Consider the following 21,118-nt stretch of genomic DNA (forward strand, 5'->3'; position numbering starts at 1 on the left):
GGTTTAATCGTTACCTGCCCCCCGAAACATCGACAAAGATACCGGTTGAATACGAAGATCTGTCTGTGCTCAGCCATAGAATCGCTTCGGCCACTTCTTCAGCGCGGCCACCCCGCCTCATGGGAATGCTGTCTTTAAGCCGGTCTACCCTGCCCGCCTCGCCTCCATCCGCGTGGATATCTGTATAAATAAAGCCCGGCCTGACAGCGTTAACGCGGATGCCTTCGCCGGCAACCTCTTTCGACAAACCGATGGTCAGCGCATCTATCGCGGCTTTCGAGGCTGCGTAATCCAGGTATTCATTTGGCGATCCCGTTCGAGCGGCAACCGACGATACATTTACAATATTCCCTCCGCGGCCGCCATGCTTCAGAGACATGCGTTTAACCGCCTCGCGCGCGCAGATGAACTGACCGGTAATGTTGGCGGCAAAAATGCGGTTAAGGCGCAAGACATCCATGTCTTCCAAACGCATTTGCCGTTCCAGGATGCCTGCATTGTTAACCAGCACATCAGGCCTGCCGAACAGCCGGTCGGTTTCAGCAAAAAGCCGTAGCACGTCATCCTCGCGCGAGACGTCTGCCTGAACCGTCTCCGCCTGCCCCCCCGCCGCACGGATATGCCGGGCAACTGCCGCAGCTGCCGCTTCGTTTTGCCGGTAGTTAACAATAACAGCAAAGCCATTTGCAGCGGCAAGAAGGGCCGTGGCAGCGCCAATTCCACGGCTGGCCCCCGTAATGATCATGGTTTTCATAGTCAGATTTAAATGAGCAACATACGTAAGTGTTTCCGTTTATCAGGTTTCTTTGTCAGGCAGAATTTCGCCGGGCCGGTGCCTGGCCATAGCCAGTTCTGCTTTCAGCCTGGTCAATTCACCCAGCAGCTGCGTTTGCTGTACCAGCTCCGGCTGTTGCAGCCCTACCGCGATCCTGGCCATCTCGATGTTTAGCGTATCGATCTCTGTTCGTCTCCCCATCCGGATGTCCTGCAGGGTCGATATTTGCTGTCCGTCTGATCGCCTGCTTATTTCAAGCAAGCTTGCTTCGGCTTCGGCGGCTCCAACGGCAATGCCCTGTAGTTGCGCCAGGGAAGTGCATTCTGCAATGACCCGCCTGCCGAGGGCCAATGCCTCGCTGTTCCGGTGAAAGATGCCATTGTCGGTTTCGAGCAAGGCGCAGATGGAATTGAAGACACAGTTCACAATTGCTTTTTTCCAGACAATCGGGCCGAGGTCTGAGATGGCACTGAAATGAAAATTTTCTGTATCCAGCCACCGGACCACCTCCTTCAATTGGCTGGCATTCCCCCTTACCACCCCAACCGGGCAAACCGACACCGGCCGGAAACGAACGCGGCCTTGATCCCGGACCTGACTTGTTACGAACAATACACAGCGGTAAACGGAAGGGTAACCCGCCCGGAGGAAAGGCGCTTCTACGCCCAGTCCGTTCTGCAGCAGCACAATGGGCGAATTGCCGGTCTTTGCACGAAGCAGCTGCGCCAGCCGCTCATTCCCGAACGATTTATTGGCCAGCACGACAATGCCGGGCAACTCGGAAAAGGCATCCAGCGTATGGATGGTCACTTCGGTTTGACTAACCGATCCGTCTGCCATTTCAACACACACGGTCTGCGTCTCGCTGCGGCCCTGGTGGATATGCCCTTTCAGCAGGATGACCCTGCGACCCTCCAACTGCAGGAAAACCGCCAGCGCTTTGCCGATGGCCCCTGAGCCAATAATGAATAGTGTTTGCAGTGAATCCATGTTTGTTTACCGAGGTCGGGCGCCGCGTCTGAGCGCCGACCTTTACAAAGCTGTGTAAAACCCTTAAATGATAGCAGTTACAATTTTATTAAATTTGACGTAAGCAGTTTAACATGAAAAATCCTTTGGAAAAGAGATCCGTATTTGTTTACCTGCGCATTGCAGCCCTGATTGAACAGCAGATTCTGGACAACACGCTGCGCGCCGGCGACAAACTACCTTCCCTACGCACCCTTTGCCGGGAATACGGCATTAGCCAGAACACGGCGCTCAGCGCCTATTACCACCTGGAAAGCAACATGCTGATCGAAGCCAGGCCCCAGTCGGGGTATTACGTGAGATCTGGGACCAGGAAATTGCCGGCGCCGGCGGCAAGCAATCCTGCCGGCGTTGCAGCGCATGCCGGCACAGACCAACTGGTGGCCCGCGTATACGACAGCCTCGGGCTGGGCGGCCATTTGCCGCTGTCGCTGGGCACGCCGGCAAAGGAATTATTGCCGGTAGCGAAATTAAACAAAGCACTTTTGCAGGCCACCCGCGAACTGAGCGGCAGCGGCGTGGTTTATGATAAGAACGACGGAAACGAAAGGTTGCGCAGGCAGGTTGCCCGCCGGGCTCTTGCCATGGACTGCGGACTGAGCCACCAGGACGTCATTACAACAAGCGGCTGCCTGAATGCACTGTCGTATTGTTTCATGGCGGTCGCTGAAAAAGGTGATACCGTGGCTATGGAAAGCCCGGTATCGTTCGGCATGCTCCAGCTTGCGCAGGCACTGGGTCTTAAAGTACTTGAACTGCCAACAGATCCCGCAACCGGTGTTGACCTGAACGCGTTGGAAGCGGCTATGAAACGGACCGACGTAAAAGCTTGTCTGCTGATCAGCAATTTCAGCAACCCGCTGGGCAGCTGCATGCCCGATGCGCACAAGCGCAGCGCGGTAGGACTGGCCAACCGGTACCAGGTGCCGCTGATCGAGAATGACCTGAACGGCGACGTCTATTTCGGCGCGCACCGGCCAAGGTCCTGCAAATCGTTTGATGACAGCGGCATTGTATTGTGGTGCGGATCTGTATCAAAGACACTGGCGCCAGGTTACCGCGTGGGCTGGGTTGCCCCCGGGCGGTTTAAGGAAGCGGTTGCCCGTTTGAAACTGTACCACACCATCTCCTCGCCGGCCATTACGCAGGAAACCATTGCTGCTTTCCTGGAAACCGGCCGTTATGAAAACCACCTGCGTAAACTAAGGCATACACTGCAGGCCAACCTGCACCGATACAACCGGGCCATAGCCGACTACTTTCCGGATGGCACCATGCTAAGCCGGCCACAGGGCGGGTTCGTGCTCTGGCTGCAGCTGCCCGGGCCGACAGACACGATCAGCCTGTACGAAAAGGCGCTGGCCTGCAAAACCGGCTTTGCACCGGGCCGCCTGTTTTCTCTTCAAAATCAGTACAACAACTGCATGCGGCTGAATTACGGATTGGTGTGGGATGAAAAACTGGAAAACAGCCTGAAAATTTTGGGCAACCTGGTGAGACATCCCGAACGTGGTAACCAGTACAGCCGTACCCTGTAAGACATACCCATGCTCCAGCAGCTGAGCAGGTGCCTGTACAATTTGTAAAAAAGAGGGCAGCCCGATTGGGCTGCCCTGGATCAATCTGTTCTATGACCGGGTGGTTACTGGGGGTTCTGGCTCAGGTTATCGAGAATAACCTCCCGTTGCGGTATAGGCAAGAGCAATTTGTTCGGCGTAACCGCATATGCACCGGCTGGAAACTGTGCGGGGGCCTTGCTGACCTCCCGCTGGCCGTGCGCATTCATCACTTCGACGGCGCGCCCGGTACGTACCAGGTCGTACCAGCGGTGATTTTCAAACGCCAGCTCGATCTTACGTTCCTGTTCAATCGCAGCCCTGAACGCTTCCTGCGAGCTGACATTCAGACCGGCCACAGGATTACCGCTTGTCTTTGGTGCCAGGCCGGCCCGGCGGCGAACTTCGTTCAACAACTGAAAGGCCTCCCCGCCTGCCACGAAACCCGCCTCGTTCAGGCACTCTGCCATCATCAGCATCACGTCTGCATACCGGATTACGGGGAAGTTCACATTCGTCTGCCCGGGCTGTACGAAACCCTGGTTGTATTTTTTAACGTACGGAACAGCAACGAATCCGGTCGGGGCGGTAAAACCCTCCGCCAGGGAAACGTCTTTTCGCTGGTCACCTGCCTCGTACGATGCAATGAGGTCTGCCGTAGGCGTGTTCCAGCCGCTGGTATACGTCAGGTTGGTACCGGGATCCTGCGTAACGATCGTTCCCGAGTTGAAGGGGGCAAACTGGTACATGAAATTACTTGACAAATTGGTTCCGCCCGACACATAGTACTGGATTTCGAAGACCGACTCCATGTTGTTTTTGTTCTGTATGGAAAACACGGATGAATAGGTCGGCATCAGCCCGTAGCCGGTTACGCGCCGCAAGGCAACCAACGCCTCCGGAAATCTGCGCTGCGTCATATACACTTTCCCAAGCAGCGCATGTGCCGAGCCCTTGCTTGCCCGCCCCTTGTCGGCCGCTCCGTACGCGCTGGCGTCGGGAAGATTGGTCACGGCGTCATTCAGGTCGGCGACGATCTGCGCGTACACCTGATCTGCAGTGGCCCTGCCTTTGGAGGGCGCATCTGTTGGGGTTTTGGTCACTTCCAGCCGAAGCGGTACGCCGCCAAACTGCCTGACCAGATTAAAGTAGTAGAAAGCACGCAGGAATTTGGTTTCGCCGACGGCCTGCTTTTTTGCTGCATCAGATGCGGCAATGGCTTCTACATGGTCCAGAACGTCATTGCACCTGAAGATAGCCGTATAACTTTCACGCCAGAAATCCTGGATCAGGGTATTCGCTGAGGTAGCCAGGAACTGATCTACCTGTTCGCGGTTTTCCTGCCCGCGTTGCGGGGCGTTATACTGGAAGGTCGTATTGTCTGACCGCATTTCGCCAAACAGCCAGTAACTGAAGGTGCCCATGCCGCGGAGGGAGCTGTATGCTCCGACAACGCCCTGTTTCAGGTCAGATTCGGTTTTCCAGAAATTGGTATTGGTCAGGTTGGCTTCAGGCACCTGGTTAAGAAAGTCCTTCTTGCAGCCTGTCAGCATTGCGGCGACCAGCAGCGTGGCGCACAGCTTATGTAGGTTTGTAAATTTCATCATCCTAATGATTAAAATGTCATGTTAATTCCTGCGGTCACGATTCTTGGCAAGGGGTACGCCAGGAAATCGCGTCCCGGGGTAAGTGCCGAGAACCCGTCGTTGGTGCCTGCTTCCGGGTTGGCGCCGGTGTATTTGGTAAATGTTGCCAGGTTTTGCACACTCGCATACAGCCTGAGTGTTTTGATCAGGCCGGCAGCCCCAATAAATTTCTGTCTGAAGTTATAGCCTAATGAAACATTCTGGATGCGCAGGAAACCTGCGTCTTCGATCCACAGGGAGCTGACTTCGCGGTACAGGGTTCTGCCGCCAACAGTTGTCGGTGTGCGGCCATCACCGGGGCTAGCCGGCGATCTCCAGCGGTTCAGGACCTTCCGGTCTACGTTAAAGACACCATCTGTATTGGTCAGGAATTCATTTCCAGTTTTCATGATCTGACCGCCCTGGCTGCCAACAAGCAGCACGTTCAGGTCGAAATTTTTGTAACCGAAGGTATTGGTCAGTCCGCAGGTGAAATCTGGCTGCGAATTGCCGATCACGTCAAAATCTTTCAGGTCTTCGATGATCCCGTTGCCATCCACATCTCTGTACCGGACAGAGCCGACGACCGAGGTTCCATGTTTAGGCTGGCTGTTCAGTTCTGCGGCGCTTTGGTACAATCCGTCGAAGACGTAACCATAAAATTGCCCGATTGGCTTGCCAACCTCGGTTTTATGGGTAAAAAACCCACCCCCGCTGCGCCCGCTGTAGATTGGTGCATTTCCGTTGCCCGGATTCAGTTCCAGGACCACATTCCGGTTAATGCTGATGTTGGCATTGGTGTTCCAGGTGAATGCGCCGGTCAGGTTTTTTGAGTTTACTGCGATCTCCAGGCCTCTGTTTCGCACTTTACCGAGGTTCACGGTAGCGGTTGAAAACCCCGAGGCCGAGGGAAGCTCCGCGTTTAGCAGCAGGGAACTTGTAATGCGATTGTAATAGTCGACAGCAAGCCCGATCCGGTTTTTGAGTACAGTCATGTCAACACCCAGGTCAAGTTCATCGGCTTTTTCCCAGGTCAGGTCCTCATTGGCAATGGAACCTGAGGTTCTTCCGCTGGCCAGCGAACCGCCGAAAGAATAGTTCGAATTGCCGATGCTCGAGGCATACTGGTAATTGGGAATGTTGAAGTTGCCGGTGCGGCCATAACTTGCGCGCAGTTTGAGATCGTCCAGCCAGCTAACATCTTTTAAAAATTCTTCCTGCGACAGCCGCCATGCAAAGGCACCTGAAGGGAACATGCCGTAGCGGCTATTTGCCCCGAAACGCGAGGAACCATCGGTACGGAAGGTGGCCGTGAACAGGTAGCGGTCTTTGAAGGTGTAGTTTACCCGGCCCAGGTAAGAAATGAGTGCCCACTTTTCAATACCGGCGGCATTGCCGTTCAGCAGCGTTGCCGCATTGATTGATTCGATCAGGTTATCCGGATAGTTTGTCGCGCCAAAGGAATACCCCTCATACCGCTCTTCCTGGGCTGTGTACCCTGCAACCGCATTGATGCGGTGGTTTTTTCCGAAACTTTTATCGTAGGTCAGGGTGATCTCTGACAGCCAGTTCGAGGTCGTATTCTGGGCAGTACTGGAAGAAGGAATGGAAGGATTGGGATTCTGGTTGCCCGTCTCGCCGATCACGAACGAAGGGTTGAAGGCAAAAGAACTGTTGTTGGTGTAGTCGTAATTGAAACCGTAGCGGGCGCTCAGGCCGTCGATGATCCTGTATTCGGCAAATGCGGTTCCGATGCCCCTGAAATATTTGGCCTTTGTTCCGGCAAATTCGAGCGTGTTGAGCGGGTTACCTGCGCCAATGGCGCCCGGCGATGTGATAAATACCGTTCGGTTTCCTGCGGCATCGGTAATGGGCACGATTGGGCTGAGCCACAGCGTGCGGGTCAGCACATCGCGGATACCGGTCTCAAAACCATTCCGGTTCTGCACAGCGCCGGTCGGGGCAATGCTGATGCCTACTTTCAGTTTTTTGGTGATGTCTGACTCCAGGTTAAAATTGAGCGAATACCGTTCATAATCTGTATACCTGATGGTTCCCTTCTGGTCAAGGCGACCGATCGAAGCCGAATAACGCGTGTTTTCTGAACCGCCGCGCAGGCTTAAGTCGATATTGATTTGCGGAGCATTGCGCAGCACCGCATCATACCAGTCCGTCCCCGCGCCATACTGTGCCGGGTTGCGGAACGGCGCCGGAATATCGGCATCGGTTGCGGTTAGGCCCCTCGAGGCAAAATCGTCCTGGATCATTTCCTTCCGGAACTGGGCATATTCGGTGCCGTTCAGCACATCAGGCCGGCCTTTCTGCGGAATGTGCTGCATGCCTGCATACGAGTTAACGCTTACCACCGGCCGGCCGGTTTTTCCGCGTTTGGTTGTGATGACGATGACACCGTTAGACCCTCTGGAACCATAGATAGCGGTCGATGATGCATCCTTCAGAACCGTAACCGACTCGATATCTTCGGGGCTGATCACATTCAGCGGGTTGTACGTCTGCCCGCCTGAGTTGGATATGGCAAATCCGTCTACGACGAACAGCGGATTATTGCCTGCGGTGATCGAGCCGGTGCCGCGTATTTTGATGTTGACACCGCCGCCGGGCGCCCCCGTGGGCGAGGTGATCTGCACGCCGGGTATCTGCCCGGTCAGTTTCTGGTCAATCGATGTGACCGGCAGGTCGCGCAGCTGTGTAGCCGAAACGGTCGAAACAGAACCGGTCAGGTCTTTTTTCTGGGTGGTCCCATAACCCACCACCACGACATCGTTCAGTTCATTTTCCGCTACTTTCAGTGTAACTGCCGCCAGGTTGCCCGAGGCGGGAAGTTCTATGGTTTGTAAACCCTGGTAGCTGATCACCAGGATCTCTGCCGGTCCTACTCCCCTGAGTGTAAACCTGCCCTCGCTGTCGGTAACGGTGGCGCCTTTGCCCGACTTCAGGCGCACCGTGGCGCCCGGTACCGGAGCGCCCTGTTCATCGAGCACCCGGCCACTGATGTCTGCCTGTTGCCTGGCCGCAACAGGGATGTCCGGGTGTCGCGCTTCGGTTTTGAAAGTGGAGCCGTAAGCCCTGCTTTTCAAGTCAGTTAGACTTGCTGTGGCCAGTATGCCTAGCAGTGCCAGGAGCCGCAGCCTGTTGGTTTCTTTAATCATATCGTTTGGTTAAAAATTGAACTTGATCCGTAACATTTATGTGCATACTTAGCTGACCACCACCACGGTGATGCCCAGCATGCTGCCCAGTTTTTTGATTTTTGAAGCAAGATGTCCGCGGCCAACTGCACAATGGTGTGCCGGGGCTTCGGCATTCCAGGCCTCCATAAAGTTTCTTGCACCTGTGGCGAACTTGTACCGGCTGTTTGTATTGCCAATTTCCAGAATGGGCCCGGCTACAGAATGGCCTTCTGCAACCAGCAGCTTCAGGGAGCCTTTGCCCGTTTCTACCACAGAGAGCAGGGTGACCGGTCCCTGGCTCACCGACATCTCGACAGACAGACCCTGGCCAACCTTGCCATGGTAGACGCTGAGGGGCCGAACTTTGATCTTCCCTTCGGCAATGCCCGGGTGGCAAGGCCCGTCATGCCCCATCAGCACGACATCATCCCGGTAGTCTGCAGCATAAAATTCAGTGAAGGAGCCGCCGGCGCCGAAACTGTCCAGGATTTTCATGGCCTGTGCGTTTTTGATCTCGAATTCGCCCGCCACGGGAATATTTGTGCTGGTAAGCAGCGAGTTGCCGAGTATGACCGAACTCATCGTGGTTTCATTTCCGGGGTTGCCGGTACCCTTGTGGTAATAGGCCAGCGATCCCAGCCGGTGCCGCTCAACCAATTTGCGGAGCGCGGCCGAGGTTTTTGCCGCCCGGCGCAGCTCTACCGCGGGGCAGTCTTCCTGCACATCGAATGTGCGGTGTATTTTGTCCAGCTCGGCGTCGACAGCGGCTTCAGTTACCTGGCTGCGCAGTGCAGACAGCTCGTCGACCTCCAGGATTTCGATATGGCCACCAAACGTGGCGCACTGCAGGGTCATATCGGTATAAATGTCCAGCATGCCGCCGTAATAATTGCCCATCACGCCCAGCCGGTTGTAGTACATGGTGCGCGCCACGCGTGCTGCAGCCACCCATTCAGCAATTTCAGTCAGAACATGGGGATCATTGTGCAGCATACCGGTTACCTGGTGAAACGCGATCCCGCTCCGGTTAAAAACATTGGCAATTTCCGGCAGCGTGCACGAAGCGCAATGCGCCAGCCATTCGCCGGTCATTGCGGCACGGTCTTCCAGGCTGTTGAACGCCGCATAGTCGATACCCGCCTCGGGTGAAAGGTTCAGTACGATAACCGGAACACCTGCTTTGCGTACCGCCGGCAGTACCGTTGCCGAAAGCGCATAGGTAGTGACGTAAAGGAAAATCAGGTCTACATCTTCCTGCCTGAATCTCAAACCGGCTTCGAACGCCTTATCGGATGAATCGACCAGGCCGAGGCTGACCAGGCTGGCATCTGAGAGGCTGATCTGTGCAGCAATGGCATCGATATAGTTGCTTAATCGTTTTTGCAAACCAGCAAATTGATCCCAGTAATTTGCAAGGCCTATACCGAATAAACCAATCCGGGGGCTCATATTATTTAACATATTTGGTTGTATTTGTTGTCTGGCCTAAAAAGGTTTCGTTATTTTAAACCTGCCTTGGTTCAAAACTATAGCTTAGCCACTCGCGGGCCAATGGAACTTTTGATAAAAGACATACAGGATTTGACACCATAATTTGTTCACTATGATCAACTTCTATAAATACCTTCCAGTAAGTAAAGAAGACGAAAGCTGGGGCCTTACCGTACTGAATGTGGGTTGTATGAATGTAGGCGCCACCGAACCGTATCCGCTCAAGGGGCACCCTGCGAACTACCATTTCGACTGGAGCAGCTGGCGAACCCTGCAGGAATACCAGGTCATTTACATTACCCGCGGAAGCGGCGTGTTCGAGTCGGCCAGCTGCAAACAGGTGGCCATACAGGCGGGAACGGTCATCGTACTTTTTCCAAACGAACCGCACCGGTATAAGCCTGATCCGTTTACCGGCTGGGACGAATACTGGGTGGGCATTAAAGGCAACATCATAGACAACCTGGTTGCGGCAAGACAGTTATCGCCCAATAAACCTACGCTGTACGTTGGCTTTAACGAGACGGTGATCGACCTCTATGAGTGCATCATGGAAAAGACCCGCCATGAACAGCCGGGCTATCAGCCGCAGGTTTCAGGCGCCGCCTTTTACCTGTTGGGAACCTGCCACTCACTGCTCAGACAGAACGAGGCGGTAAAGGAAGATTCACAGCAGATCATTAGGCGGGCCATGCTGCTGTTCCGCTCGAACATCAGCAATACCTTCTCAGCAGAACAGGCTGCCGCAGCACTCAATATCGGGTATTCCTCTTTCAGGAAACTGTTTAAAAGTCATACAGGACTGTCGCCCGGACAGTATTATCTGCAGCTGAAGATCCAGAAGGCGAAAGAACTGCTCAGCAATAGCCGCATGTCGGTCAAGGAGATTGCTTTAGACCTCAATTTCGAATCGGCTTTCTATTTTTCCAAGCTCTTCAAAGAGAAAACGGGCCTTAATCCGACCGCCTACCGCGAGAACTGCCGCTAATTTCTTCACTACCTGATGCGGGTATAAAACTTCAGCGAACGGCCCGGCTCAGCTTTGAAGCTTTTCCCCTTGTCTGTACTGATCGCCGCTACGCCGCGCTGATAAGGCTGGTCATCATTGAAGGCAAATCCATATTTTCCTGATTTCGCAGCAGAACCCAGAACGAGTGCGTAAGCCTGCCCCTTTACAACGTTGATCCGGGGAGCAACCCTGATCTGGTGGGGTGCCCAGGACACCGAATCGGCTGCTACTGTTGCTGAGAACAATGCCTGTCCGGTCGGCAACCCACTCGCGTCAGCGCGGAATAACTGCACCTGCAGCGCCGCCTCCGGGTAGCCGGTCCTGAATGTTGTCATCGCCGCATCTGTAAGCAGCCCGTTCTTTTCAGCCCGGAACGACTGGCTGCGCCTGAGGTCGCCCCCGATATCGCTGAACCAGGTAAAGCCGGCGTTCCCGCTGCTGCCCGCAGGTGTGATGCTGCGTTTGGAACGTTTTGCGCGGGTTTCAAAGGGCTGGGAAACTTTTTCCTGGCAGGCCATGGGCTGAATGGAACCATCTTCGTTGAAAACAAGCGGTGCCCAGTAAAAATTGGCAAGCGCTTCATTTTTGGCCGCATTGTTCCACAGGTCGCTGCAATAGAGGTAAATGGTGCCTGTAGCCAGCTCGATCGGCGAGACGAAAGATGGCTGCCCGCCGCATGAATTGTTGCTGATCCGGATGCCTTCAGACCAGGGGCCAAGGGGCGATTTTGCGGTCTTGTAACTTGTGCCGGTACCTGAACAGTAACCACAGTTCGGATCGGAATACGTTACATAGTATAGCCCCTTGCGTTTAAACAGGGCGGGCGCTTCGGTTTTCCCTGCAGTAACAGATTTGACATGTTTTCCTGTGCCCGAAAGGTAATCACCGGTAAGTTCTTCAATCACGATCGTTCCCTTCGTTCGCCAGTCGGTGTAGGCGATATAGCCTGTTCCGTCTTCATCCACGAACGTATCGTGGTCGCCATTGTTTAGGCCGGCCACCGGCGCCTCGCTGTTCACAGCCAGCCGGGGCTCGGCCACTTCTTTGAAAGGTCCGGTGGGCGAACTGCTTGTAAACACCCGGAATCCTACCTGGTTGTCATAGACATTGATCCACAAGACATATAAACCGGTTTTTTTATTGTAAACCACGTGCGGCCTGAAACAGCCATAGGTATTTCCATTGCACCGGCTTTGCCAGACCGGTGTCGTGGCGTCGAACAGGAAACCGCGGTCTGTCCAGGTGACCATATCGGTCGATGAATATACTTTAAATCCACAGAAAGGGGCGTCCTTTCTGCCCCATTCAAACCCGCAGCCATAACTCGTTCCATAGAGGTAGTATACCCCATCAAAAAAAGCGATCTCCCCGTCATGCGCATCGACCGCCTCGCCCATGTTGTCAAAGCGAACGATTTGCTGCCCCCTTGAATTGAAATTCTGAAACGTGCTGTGTGATTTGTCTCCGGCTCTTGCCCGGGTAGGGGTCTGACTTTTTGCACTGACAGACAAAATCAGAAAAAGGAACAGCGATGCTGAAAGGTGATTTATCCGGGTCATTTTGAAAAGCTTAAATACATTTACTCAAATGTATCGCCAGAGCCCCACCTCTTCAATACAGATTCTGATAAAACCTTTACAGATTTTGACAACCAGGCTGCGAAACTTCCCCGATTTGCCGACAACGATGCGACCTGCGCTTTGCCAGCCTCTACATTACACAGTAATGTTCCGATAGGCAGGGTTAAACCAGGTCATTTGCAGGGGTGTTTCAAACTTTGAGTCAGCTACCCAGATCTTGTGCACATGGCGTCCTTCGATTATGAAACCGAGCCGCTGGTAAAAGGCAACGTTGCGCTCGTTGCTTTCCCGCACATAAAGTTCAACCCTCAGAATGTGTGCAAAGTCCGAACTGACCCGGTCCAGGAAAGCAGTGAACAGCTGTTTGCCAAGCCCCCTGCCCTGGTATTCCGGGGCCAGGACAATGGTCAGGTCGGTCAGGATGTGCCTAAAAGCGGCCAATTGGGGCGTATAGGCATGAATTTCGCCTATGATACGCTCCTGCGCGGTCATAAGCAGGATCAATCCGTTCCGGAGCGACTCGGACACAAAACCGTTTACATATTCTTCGTTGACCTCTGCCGGCTGGCGAATCAGGCCTGCAGGATCGGCCGAAACGGCCTGGTACAGCTGCAGCAGCATGGGCACCACCTGTTGTTCGGCAGGTATGATCTGGATCGCTGTCATCTCGATTTGTTTATACGGAACACACTGCTCCGTGATTTTAAATAAACTTGCAGATTAAAAGTTAATTATTAATTTCAACTTGCAATTTAAAAGCTATAGAACACATATGAATTACATTGGCAAAACACTCATGGTTGATTTCGGTATGGCCCGGGCTACACTCAGGATAAACAGCGAAACCTCACTCACCTTCCGGATTCTTGAAAAGGACGGCCAGACCGTAAGCACCTCTGAAACCGTATCGCTGAAGCTGATATCCCTTCGGCCCGATCTGTGCCTGCTATGCTGGCAGGAACAAAGCGGCGTAACGGTTTCGCAGGTACATGATTACAGCAATGGCGCCATTCACTCTATCTGGACCACTCCCGGTGCTGCACTGCAGCAGTTCAGCGGTTCGCTGAAAGTGACCGAAGCTGTTTGACACCGGGCTGCGCAACTTAGGCCAGCGGCTTACCTGAATTGAGTTGTGCAGCTACCTGTCCAAGTACCTCAGCGCGGTTTTCCCGGTAAGCAGCCGCAAAGTCCCTGGCCCGGGCAGGCGTGTCGAGGTGCGCATCGGCCCAGAGTGAAATTTCCAGGAGCACCGGCACCAGTCCGGCTCCCTTTGGCGTAAGTTCGTAAAAAATCTTGGCCCTGCTTGCAGGGTGTTTTTTCCGAGCAATGATACCCCCGGCTTCCAGCCCCGCCAACCTGCTGGCCAGTATATTGGTGGCGATCCCTTCGTCTGACTTTAAAAATTCGTTGTACGTGTTTTTTCCAAAAAAGGCAATATCCCGTACAATCAGTAAAGTCCACTTGTCACCAAAAATTTCCAGCGCGCAACTGATCGGGCATGCTGACCTGCTTTTTTTCTCTGCCATCAACCAAATGTACGTAATCACTTTCAATTGACAAGTTGTTTAGCTTCAGACCGGTGCCCGGTGCAGGTAGCGATTCAGACAAAACAGAACCATTTCAAGACGATACCGAACACCATACCGCTGATTCTCAACTAATATTGTGATGCAACTAACCACTATTTACTAAACCAATAGTTATGAGAATCTCAATTTTACTTGGCAGCTGCCTGCTGCTGGCCGCCTGTTCCAAACAAAAACAGACAGCCGAACCGGCCGAAACCCAGGCACAGAACTCTATCCCGTCTATGACCGCAGCGGTACCTGCCTGGCGGCTCGTATTTTCAGACGAGTTCAACACCGCAGGGAATTTCGACGCCACCAAATGGGGGTACTGTCCGCGGCAAACCTCGGCCTGGAACAAGTTTCTGACGTCAACACCCAACTACGCCTCTGTTAATGGCACCGACCTGGTTCTGAACATGGATAATGCCGTTATTGCCGGCGACAATGTTCCGTACCATTCAGGCGGCATCCAGACCTCGGGCAAATTCAGCATCCGGTATGGCAAGGTTGAAGTACGGGCAAAGTTCAAAAAAGGGCAGGGTTCCTGGCCGGCCATCTGGATGATGCCAGAAGTGCCTGTTTCATACGGTGGCTGGCCGAACAGCGGTGAAATAGACATCATGGAACATGTAAACTATGAAAATGTTATTCATCAGACCATCCACAATGGTTCTGTGACCAATGCCAATGGAGGAAGCACCGCAACCCATACCGCTTCTTACAACGCCGCCGATTACAACATTTATGGCATTGTGTGGACGCCCTCTGCTATCCAGTTTTATGTGAACAATGTGCTGCAGTACACCTATTCACGGGCGGCGAACGCGACCTCGTTGCAATGGCCGTTTGACAGGCCTTTTCACCTGATCTTAAATCAATCAGGCGGAGCCGGCTGGCCGGGAGCCATTACCAACGCAGACCTTCCGTTCAATATGATGGTAGACTGGGTCAGGATTTACAAGCAGGAAGAACTGATAAACCCTGGCTTCGAAGACGCCAGCCTGACACCCTGGGCTGCGGGCCCCAACACGGCCGTGGTAACCAACAATATGCGCTCGGGAACCAAAGCGATCCGGCACCAGGGCAGCACGACCTCGCTCGAGCAAACAGTGACCGGCCTGCTGCCCAATACCACGTATGTTTTTGGCGGTTATGGCAAAGTAAGCGCTGCCGGAGAGTCGGTGATCATTGGGGTTAAGAATTACGGAGGCGCTGCAGTGGGAACGCAGATCACGAGCACAACCTACCAGCAGCGATCGGTTACCTTTACGACCGGGGCATCGAATACATCGGCCGTGGTGTATTTCTATAAACCGAATACCGGTACTGCCTACGGAGATGATTTCTACCTGAACAAACAGTAGGAACGGGTATTTGCCAATGGCGGCAACCGTCCGGTTGCCGTGCATGGAATGCAGCAAGCTGCCTCCGCAAACTACCGGAGGCAGCTTGTTTGTCTGTGATCACCTGCCAGGCGCCTCTACCCTCTTTATAAAGCCGGCTTTATAAAGCCGACCCAGCGGAAGTGACCGCTCTTGTATCAGCACCTGGTCTGCCGTATAGCCGGTCATTTTATCGAGCGCAATGATGAATGATTTGTGGATGCGGACAAAACCGCCGGCGCAAAGTTTCTCTTCCATAGCACCCAGTTTCTCAGAAGCCACATACGACCGGGTTACTGTGTGTACTTTGATGTAATCTGAAAGCCCTTCTATAAAAACGATATCGCTCAGCAACACTTTGACATGTTCCCGGCCCACTTTAAAAAACACATAAGCAGGCCCGGCCAGGGCGGCACGCTCTTGCCTTGCGTTGATGCGGTCATGACGCAGGTATTTGCTGATCGCCTGCATGAAACGTTCGCGCGTAACGGGTTTCATGAGGTAGTCGAAAGCTTCCAGCTCAAACGCATCTGCAGCATATTCCCGGTAAGCTGTTGTAAGGATGACCTGCTGAGTGCCGTTCAAAGAGCGGAGCAGGTCAAGACCAGAGAATCCGGGCATGCGGATGTCCAGGAAAATCAGATCGACCTTGTGTTCGCGGAGAAAGGCAGGTACCTCCACAGCGTTGCCCAGCGAGCCGGCCACCTCGAATCCCTTCAGCCCGGAAAGATGCATCCTGATGAGCTCCCTTGCGGGAACTTCGTCGTCAACGATCAAACACCTTACCTTCATTAGTCTGAATTTTTAAGCATACGGAACAGGAATTTGCATGTACAGTAACCTGCAGTTCGTGTTGCCCCGGGTAAACGAGCTGCAGTCTTTTTCTTAGGTTGGTCAGACCGAGGCCTCCCCTCACGATGAACGGCGCAGCTGCCTCCTCCCTGCTGTTCCCGATTTCCACAACCAGCCAGCCGGCTTGCCGGTACACCCGCACCTGTACCCATGCCGCCGCCGCAGCAGTGGCCACACCATGTTTAAATGAGTTCTCTACCAGGGGCAGCAACAGCAAAGGCGCGAGCTGCAGATCATCGACCCGGTCTGGAACGTGCATCTCGACCTCCAGCCTGCTGCCGTACCGGTTTTGCTGCAAACCAATGTAATGCCTGATATAGTCGAGTTCTGCCGACAGGGCGACCCGATCCCGCGAGGCATCGTACAGGCTGTAATCGAGTACGCCCGAGAGGCGTGCGATCAGCGCGGCCGTTTCCGGGCTGCTGGCAAGCGCCGTTGAGTAAATGTTGTTCAGTGTATTAAAAATAAAGTGCGGCTGTACCTGCGCTTTAAGCAGATCCAGTTCTGCCCGGGTTTTGTGCTGCAGCAGTTCCTGGACCCGGTGCCGTTCGTCGTACCACCAGCGGATAAAAAAGGAAAGCGCATACAGGCCTGTGATCGTATACAGGTTCACCAGTTCCACCAGCAGTTTGCCCGGTGCAAAAAAGGACATCGAGAGCGCATGGGGAAAGTAGCGCGGGTAGATCACATCGTAATTGACATAGCGCCTGACGAGCAAGAGCAACAGCGCACTGATCAACAGGCTCAGCCAGAAAAGGGCCCTGCGGCCCTGCTGGTACAACCGCCTGAAAAAAATGTGAACGGTCAGCACCGAAAAGACCAGCGCAACGGGCAGGGCCATGCACGCATTGAGGAAATAGCCGTTGTAGTCGCCATACAGCGAAGCCAGCCCCAACCATTGGTACAAAAAGTAAAAGAGCCAGAAGAGCAGGTTAAAAAACAGGGTGTTGAACTTCATATATTGCTTTGTGACAAATTAAAGCTATTCTCTCTGGATAAACACCATTAGCTGCTTTGTACCCGGGCAGATTTCGACGAACAACAGAATTTCCCGGTGAACGCCGTTTACCGGACGATGCGGTCGTGTACAGAAAAACGCGGCAGGTACGGCTACCGGTCTATAGATTTGGGGAAACGCAGACCCTCACATGAACAGACTCATCTTTGCCGGCAGGGCTTTTTATGCCTCAGCGTTGCTCGTGTACGGCATACAGCAACTTTATTTCGGAACGTTCAGGGACGTATTTTTCTCGCCCTACCAGCAACACCTTCCCTTGCTCCCCGTTTGGTCGGGTCTTTTTGGCCTGTATCTTATAGCGACGGGGGTTTACCTGTTCATACCCGGCAAGGGGAAACAGGCTGCATTGCTGCTGGGCGCGGTATGGACGGTGCTTTTCCTGGGTGCGCAGCTAAGTTACCAGCTCATTTCCCAACCAAACAAACTTTACCACCTTGGCCTCTGGACCGCGCCGCTCAAAGAGCTTGCCCTGGCCGGCGGCGCTTTCATTGTGGCAAGCTCCTTTCGCAGCCCGCCAGTACAAACCGGATTTATAAACCGGTTAATGCCTTACGGTAATTTGTTTTTCCTGTATACGATAAGCAGCTTTGGGGTTTCGCACCTGGTGTACACTCCTGTGCTTGCGGCCACCGTACCGGCATGGGTGGCAAATCCGGTTTTCTGGACCGTGCTGACCGGCATTACGCTTACGGCTGGCGGTATTGCCCTTATCCTCGGCTTCCGGATTCGCATCATCAGCCTGCTCCTCTCGCTCAAAATATTTCTGTGGGTCTGGCTCGTTCACGTACCGGGCACATTGTCAAATGGCTTTACGGATAACCGGGGAGATTTGCTGGCCAGCACCTTCGACGCCCTGGCTTTCAGCGGTTCTGCCCTGCTCATGGGCCTGACCATGAAAGGGCAGCACTGGGTGCAGCAGGTTGAAAAATGGGGCGAAGAAAATTCTTACCTTAAAGCCACCTGAAATGAAAAGGAATGACAGTATAGATTTTATGCGGGGGCTGGTCATGATCATCATGGCTCTGGACCATGTGCGCGATATGCTCCATCTCAGCTCGCTTACCCAGTCGCCCACCGACCTCAATACCACGAATACCGCCTTGTTCTTTACCCGCTGGGTTACCTACCTCTGTGCGCCGACCTTTGTTTTTCTTTCAGGCGCTTCTGCATTCCTGTCACTGCAGGCCAGGAACGATGTGCCGGCGGCCCGGCGTTTCCTGCTGACCCGGGGCCTATGGCTGATCGTACTGGAATTTACTCTCGTCAATTTCGGGATGTGGTTCGACCTGCGTTTCAGCTTTCTGATCTTTGAGGTTATTGCCGCAATCGGCGTCGGTTTTATCATCCTTGCGCTGCTCATCAGCCTGCCGCAACGCGTAATCGGCATAACCGGCCTGACGATCCTGGCCCTGCACAACCTGGTTGCCTTCAGCCCTTCAGCAAACGCCTCTTTGCCAATGAAACTGCTTTCCTCGCTTTTTTTGCCCGGTGCATGGCCTTATGCCGAAGACAGACTGTTTTTTATGGGCTACCCCCCGGTTCCCTGGCTGGGCATCATGCTGGTTGGTTTTGGTGCCGGCAAGACTTTCCTGCTCCCGCAGGATCAGCAAAGTTCAGTATTCCTGAAAGCCGGACTGGCGGCCCTTGGCCTTTTCCTGCTGATCAGGTTGACGAACGTTTACGGCGATCCGGCGCTATGGGCGGTGCAGGAAAAAAATCTATTCACGGTGCTTTCCTTTCTTAATGTGACCAAATATCCCCCTTCCCTGTTGTTCTGCCTGCTGTTTTTGGGTTTGATGTGCCTGGTCCTGTCTGCTGCCCAGGGGCTTAGGGCCCGGTGGGTACGCCGGGTTACCGTGTATGGTAGAACGCCGTTGTTCTATTTCCTGGTGCACTGGTACATTATTCATCCCCTTGTTTTTGTCATGGTATTTGTACAGGGCTTTAGTCCGGGCGACCTGGTCTTCGGGTCCAGCTTCGGCAGGCCGGCCAGCGGCAGCGGAATTGCTTTGTGGGCGGTTTACCTGGTCTGGGCAGGTATTGTACTGCTGATGTATCCTTTGTGTAGCTGGTATGGCCGGTACAAGGCACGACATCCGGACAAAAAGTGGCTCCGTTACCTTTAGAAAACCTCTGGCGGCCCTGAACGTATTCCTTAGACCGGCCAGTTTAAGCCGATTGGCAGGAAAACTGGATCAGCGGCCCTTTGCAGCGGCTGCTTAAGTTTGCAGTGACAATAGGGTCAAATCATAAGATCATTAAAATGGCAAAATCAATTTTTTATCATGCAGGCTGCCCGGTTTGTGTAAGCGCTGAACAAGACATCATCGGCCTGATCGGTGAATCGAATGTCGAGGTAGTACACCTGGGTGAAGCCAGTGACCGCATCGGCGAAGCGGAGCAGGCAGGCGTTCAGTCTGTTCCCGCCCTGCTCACCCCAAACGGCAATGTACTGCATATCAACTTCGGCGCTTCGCTGGCCGACGTAAAAGGTTAACACCCGGGACCCCGCCGACCGGCGGGGTCTTGTTTCTGCCTGGTCTCAGAACCATCAGAGCAATCTGCCCAGGGCCTGGATTCCCTGTTCGAGTTGTGTTTCGCTCAGCGAAGCATACCCCAGCCGCAAGCCGTTCACCGGCTTTTCAAAACTGAAACTTTCCGGCGACAGCACCTGAACGCCCTTCTGCAGCAGCTGTCCGGCAACCGCGGGCAGGTTAACTTGCTGCCGGGCTTCAAGCCAGAACGCAAGCCCGCCTTCCGGCTTGCGGAAGTTCACCTTGTCGCCCAGCTGCGCCTGGATCAATTTTTCAAAAAAGTCACGTTTGTTCTTATAATGAAGGGTGGCCTTTCGCAGGTGCCGCTTGATATGGCCGTCGTTGATCAGCTGCAGAACGGCCTGCTCCATCATGTTGTCGCCCTGCGCATCAATGATCTGCCGCAGCCGTGCCACGCTGGCAATCAGATCTTTTGACGAGGCCAGGTAACCGATTCGCAGCGCCGGCGCCACGATCTTACTCATGGTGCCTATATAGACGAAACTGCCCGCCCCATCGAAGCTACTTAGCGGCAAAATTGGTCGCTGCCCGAAATGAAATTCATTGTCATAGTCGTCTTCGATCACCGTAAAACCAAAGGTGTTCGACAAATGGACGAGTTCGAGCCGCCGTTGCAGGCTCAGTGTAACCGTAGTGGGAAATTGGTGATGCGGTGTTGTATAAACTGCCTTGATGCGCTGGTTCTGCAACAAAAGCTTTAGCTCATCGACCATCATCCCTTCGCGGTCAACCGGCACAGGCACCAGGCGCGCGCCCGCACTTTCGAATGCCCGCCAGGCCGGTTTATATCCCGGATTTTCGACAGCCACCATGTCGCCGGGCTGCAACAGGCAGTGCGCCGCAAGGTACATGGCCATCTGACTGCCCCGGGTAATGAAAAGTTCATCGGCTTCGAGCTTCATTCCCCGTTTGTAGTTGAGCATCTGCACGATAGCCTGCCTGAAGTCTGCATCGCCCGCACTTTCACTGTAACCCATCATCTGCCAGCGGCCTTTGCGGTTAAATATCTGCCGGTATGCCCCAGCCAGCTCGGCTATCGGGGCAATGCGCGTGTCGGGTATCCCGTCGTCGAAAACGATGGCAGGCTTGATGCCGGCGGATTTTGCAACCGGTTCCTGCTGTGCACGTTTTCCACCCAATGAAGCAGGAAGGCAAGCCGCGACGAAGGTGCCGCGCCTTTCTTTCGCCGTCAGCCAGCCCTCCGCAAGTAACACGTCGAGCGCCTCGATCACCGTATTGCGGTTTACCTTCAGTTGCGCAGCAAGTCCACGGCTCCCAGGCAGCGGATCACCGCTTTTAAGTTTACCCGATTTGATGGCGGTGATGATGGCATCTGCGATCTGAATGTAAACCGCACGTTGGCCGTGCATATCGATCGGTATCTGTAAATCCCATGGTCGGAGCATATCTGGACTAGCTAAATATGAAAAAACTGTATCAGCAAGATGGTCCAAATATACAACAAATTTGCAGGGCAATCACGCAAG

Annotated in this window: 18 protein-coding genes; 7 read left to right on the forward strand and 11 right to left on the reverse strand. The window is 53.9% G+C overall.

Translation table 11 applies throughout. From position 1 onward, the window contains the following. Positions 1-10: 10 nt before the first annotated feature. Both C7T94_RS13925 and C7T94_RS13930 read right to left on the reverse strand, forming a co-directional pair. Positions 11-754 carry an SDR family oxidoreductase gene (locus C7T94_RS13925; protein ID WP_107215890.1) on the reverse strand — a complete coding sequence of 248 codons (744 nt, stop codon included), beginning with the start codon at positions 752-754 and terminating at the stop codon, positions 11-13. A gap of 42 nt (positions 755-796) precedes the next feature. Beyond that, positions 797-1,765: a ketopantoate reductase family protein gene (locus tag C7T94_RS13930; protein ID WP_107215891.1), complete on the reverse strand. Its 969-nt coding sequence runs from the start codon at positions 1,763-1,765 to the stop codon at positions 797-799. A gap of 113 nt (positions 1,766-1,878) precedes the next feature. Here C7T94_RS13930 and C7T94_RS13935 point away from each other — a divergent pair, with 113 nt between their 5' ends. Further along, the gene (locus C7T94_RS13935) at positions 1,879-3,342 is read left to right on the forward strand and encodes an aminotransferase-like domain-containing protein (protein ID WP_107215892.1); all 1,464 of its coding nucleotides are present in this window, start codon (positions 1,879-1,881) and stop codon (positions 3,340-3,342) included. A gap of 104 nt (positions 3,343-3,446) precedes the next feature. Here the strand turns inward: C7T94_RS13935 and C7T94_RS13940 are convergent, their stop codons facing one another. The 3 genes from C7T94_RS13940 to C7T94_RS13950 are packed head-to-tail and all read right to left on the reverse strand — an operon-like array spanning position 3,447 to position 9,562. Beyond that, complete coding sequence (locus tag C7T94_RS13940) at positions 3,447-4,967, reverse strand: RagB/SusD family nutrient uptake outer membrane protein (RefSeq protein WP_107215893.1); 1,521 nt, start codon at positions 4,965-4,967, stop codon at positions 3,447-3,449. 8 nt (positions 4,968-4,975) lie between these two features. Then, a complete protein-coding gene (locus C7T94_RS13945) occupies positions 4,976-8,155 on the reverse strand; it encodes a SusC/RagA family TonB-linked outer membrane protein (protein WP_107215894.1) in 3,180 nt (1,059 codons plus the stop codon). 48 nt (positions 8,156-8,203) lie between these two features. Further along, on the reverse strand, positions 8,204-9,562 hold the full coding sequence (locus C7T94_RS13950) for an arabinose isomerase (protein ID WP_239495019.1): 1,359 nt from the start codon (positions 9,560-9,562) through the stop codon (positions 8,204-8,206). Positions 9,563-9,779: 217 nt separating this feature from the next. Here C7T94_RS13950 and C7T94_RS13955 point away from each other — a divergent pair, with 217 nt between their 5' ends. Next, entirely contained in the window at positions 9,780-10,655 is an 876-nt protein-coding gene (locus C7T94_RS13955) for an AraC family transcriptional regulator (RefSeq protein ID WP_107215895.1), read from the forward strand. Positions 10,656-10,663: 8 nt separating this feature from the next. Here the strand turns inward: C7T94_RS13955 and C7T94_RS13960 are convergent, their stop codons facing one another. After that, positions 10,664-12,235 (reverse strand): family 43 glycosylhydrolase, encoded by a 1,572-nt coding sequence (locus C7T94_RS13960; RefSeq protein ID WP_107215896.1) that lies wholly within the window; start codon positions 12,233-12,235, stop codon positions 10,664-10,666. Positions 12,236-12,391: 156 nt separating this feature from the next. After that, complete coding sequence (locus C7T94_RS13965) at positions 12,392-12,922, reverse strand: GNAT family N-acetyltransferase (RefSeq protein WP_107215897.1); 531 nt, start codon at positions 12,920-12,922, stop codon at positions 12,392-12,394. 106 nt (positions 12,923-13,028) lie between these two features. On the opposite strand from C7T94_RS13965, the gene C7T94_RS13970 reads away from it, so the two are divergent. After that, positions 13,029-13,343, forward strand: a complete 315-nt coding sequence (locus tag C7T94_RS13970; protein WP_107215898.1) for a MoaF-related domain-containing protein — start codon at positions 13,029-13,031, stop codon at positions 13,341-13,343. A 16-nt stretch (positions 13,344-13,359) separates the two neighbouring features. Here C7T94_RS13970 and C7T94_RS13975 read toward each other — a convergent pair whose 3' ends face one another. After that, positions 13,360-13,782 (reverse strand): winged helix-turn-helix transcriptional regulator, encoded by a 423-nt coding sequence (locus tag C7T94_RS13975; protein ID WP_107215899.1) that lies wholly within the window; start codon positions 13,780-13,782, stop codon positions 13,360-13,362. Positions 13,783-13,958: 176 nt separating this feature from the next. Between C7T94_RS13975 and C7T94_RS13980 the strand changes: the two genes are divergently transcribed. Beyond that, the gene (locus tag C7T94_RS13980; protein WP_107215900.1) at positions 13,959-15,188 is read left to right on the forward strand and encodes a family 16 glycosylhydrolase; all 1,230 of its coding nucleotides are present in this window, start codon (positions 13,959-13,961) and stop codon (positions 15,186-15,188) included. A gap of 99 nt (positions 15,189-15,287) precedes the next feature. Here the strand turns inward: C7T94_RS13980 and C7T94_RS13985 are convergent, their stop codons facing one another. Continuing rightward, entirely contained in the window at positions 15,288-15,998 is a 711-nt protein-coding gene (locus C7T94_RS13985; protein WP_107215901.1) for a LytR/AlgR family response regulator transcription factor, read from the reverse strand. Next, positions 15,973-17,016: a sensor histidine kinase gene (locus C7T94_RS13990; protein WP_107215902.1), complete on the reverse strand. Its 1,044-nt coding sequence runs from the start codon at positions 17,014-17,016 to the stop codon at positions 15,973-15,975. The genes C7T94_RS13985 and C7T94_RS13990 overlap by 26 nt, the downstream gene beginning before the upstream one ends. A 190-nt stretch (positions 17,017-17,206) precedes the next feature. Here C7T94_RS13990 and C7T94_RS13995 point away from each other — a divergent pair, with 190 nt between their 5' ends. From C7T94_RS13995 to C7T94_RS14005, 3 genes are all read left to right on the forward strand, one after another. After that, positions 17,207-18,040 carry a hypothetical protein gene (locus C7T94_RS13995; RefSeq protein ID WP_107215903.1) on the forward strand — a complete coding sequence of 278 codons (834 nt, stop codon included), beginning with the start codon at positions 17,207-17,209 and terminating at the stop codon, positions 18,038-18,040. A gap of 1 nt (position 18,041) precedes the next feature. Next, positions 18,042-19,202, forward strand: coding sequence for an acetyltransferase domain-containing protein (locus tag C7T94_RS14000; RefSeq protein ID WP_107215904.1), 1,161 nt, complete (start codon positions 18,042-18,044; stop codon positions 19,200-19,202). Positions 19,203-19,339: 137 nt separating this feature from the next. Then, positions 19,340-19,573, forward strand: coding sequence for a thioredoxin family protein (locus C7T94_RS14005; protein WP_107215905.1), 234 nt, complete (start codon positions 19,340-19,342; stop codon positions 19,571-19,573). Positions 19,574-19,627: 54 nt separating this feature from the next. Here the strand turns inward: C7T94_RS14005 and pdxR are convergent, their stop codons facing one another. Further along, positions 19,628-21,037 carry a MocR-like pyridoxine biosynthesis transcription factor PdxR gene (gene pdxR / locus C7T94_RS14010; RefSeq protein ID WP_107215906.1) on the reverse strand — a complete coding sequence of 470 codons (1,410 nt, stop codon included), beginning with the start codon at positions 21,035-21,037 and terminating at the stop codon, positions 19,628-19,630. Positions 21,038-21,118 lie beyond the last annotated feature (81 nt).

It is taken from the genome of Pedobacter yulinensis (assembly GCF_003029735.1).
GTDB classification, from domain to species: domain Bacteria; phylum Bacteroidota; class Bacteroidia; order Sphingobacteriales; family Sphingobacteriaceae; genus Pedobacter; species Pedobacter yulinensis.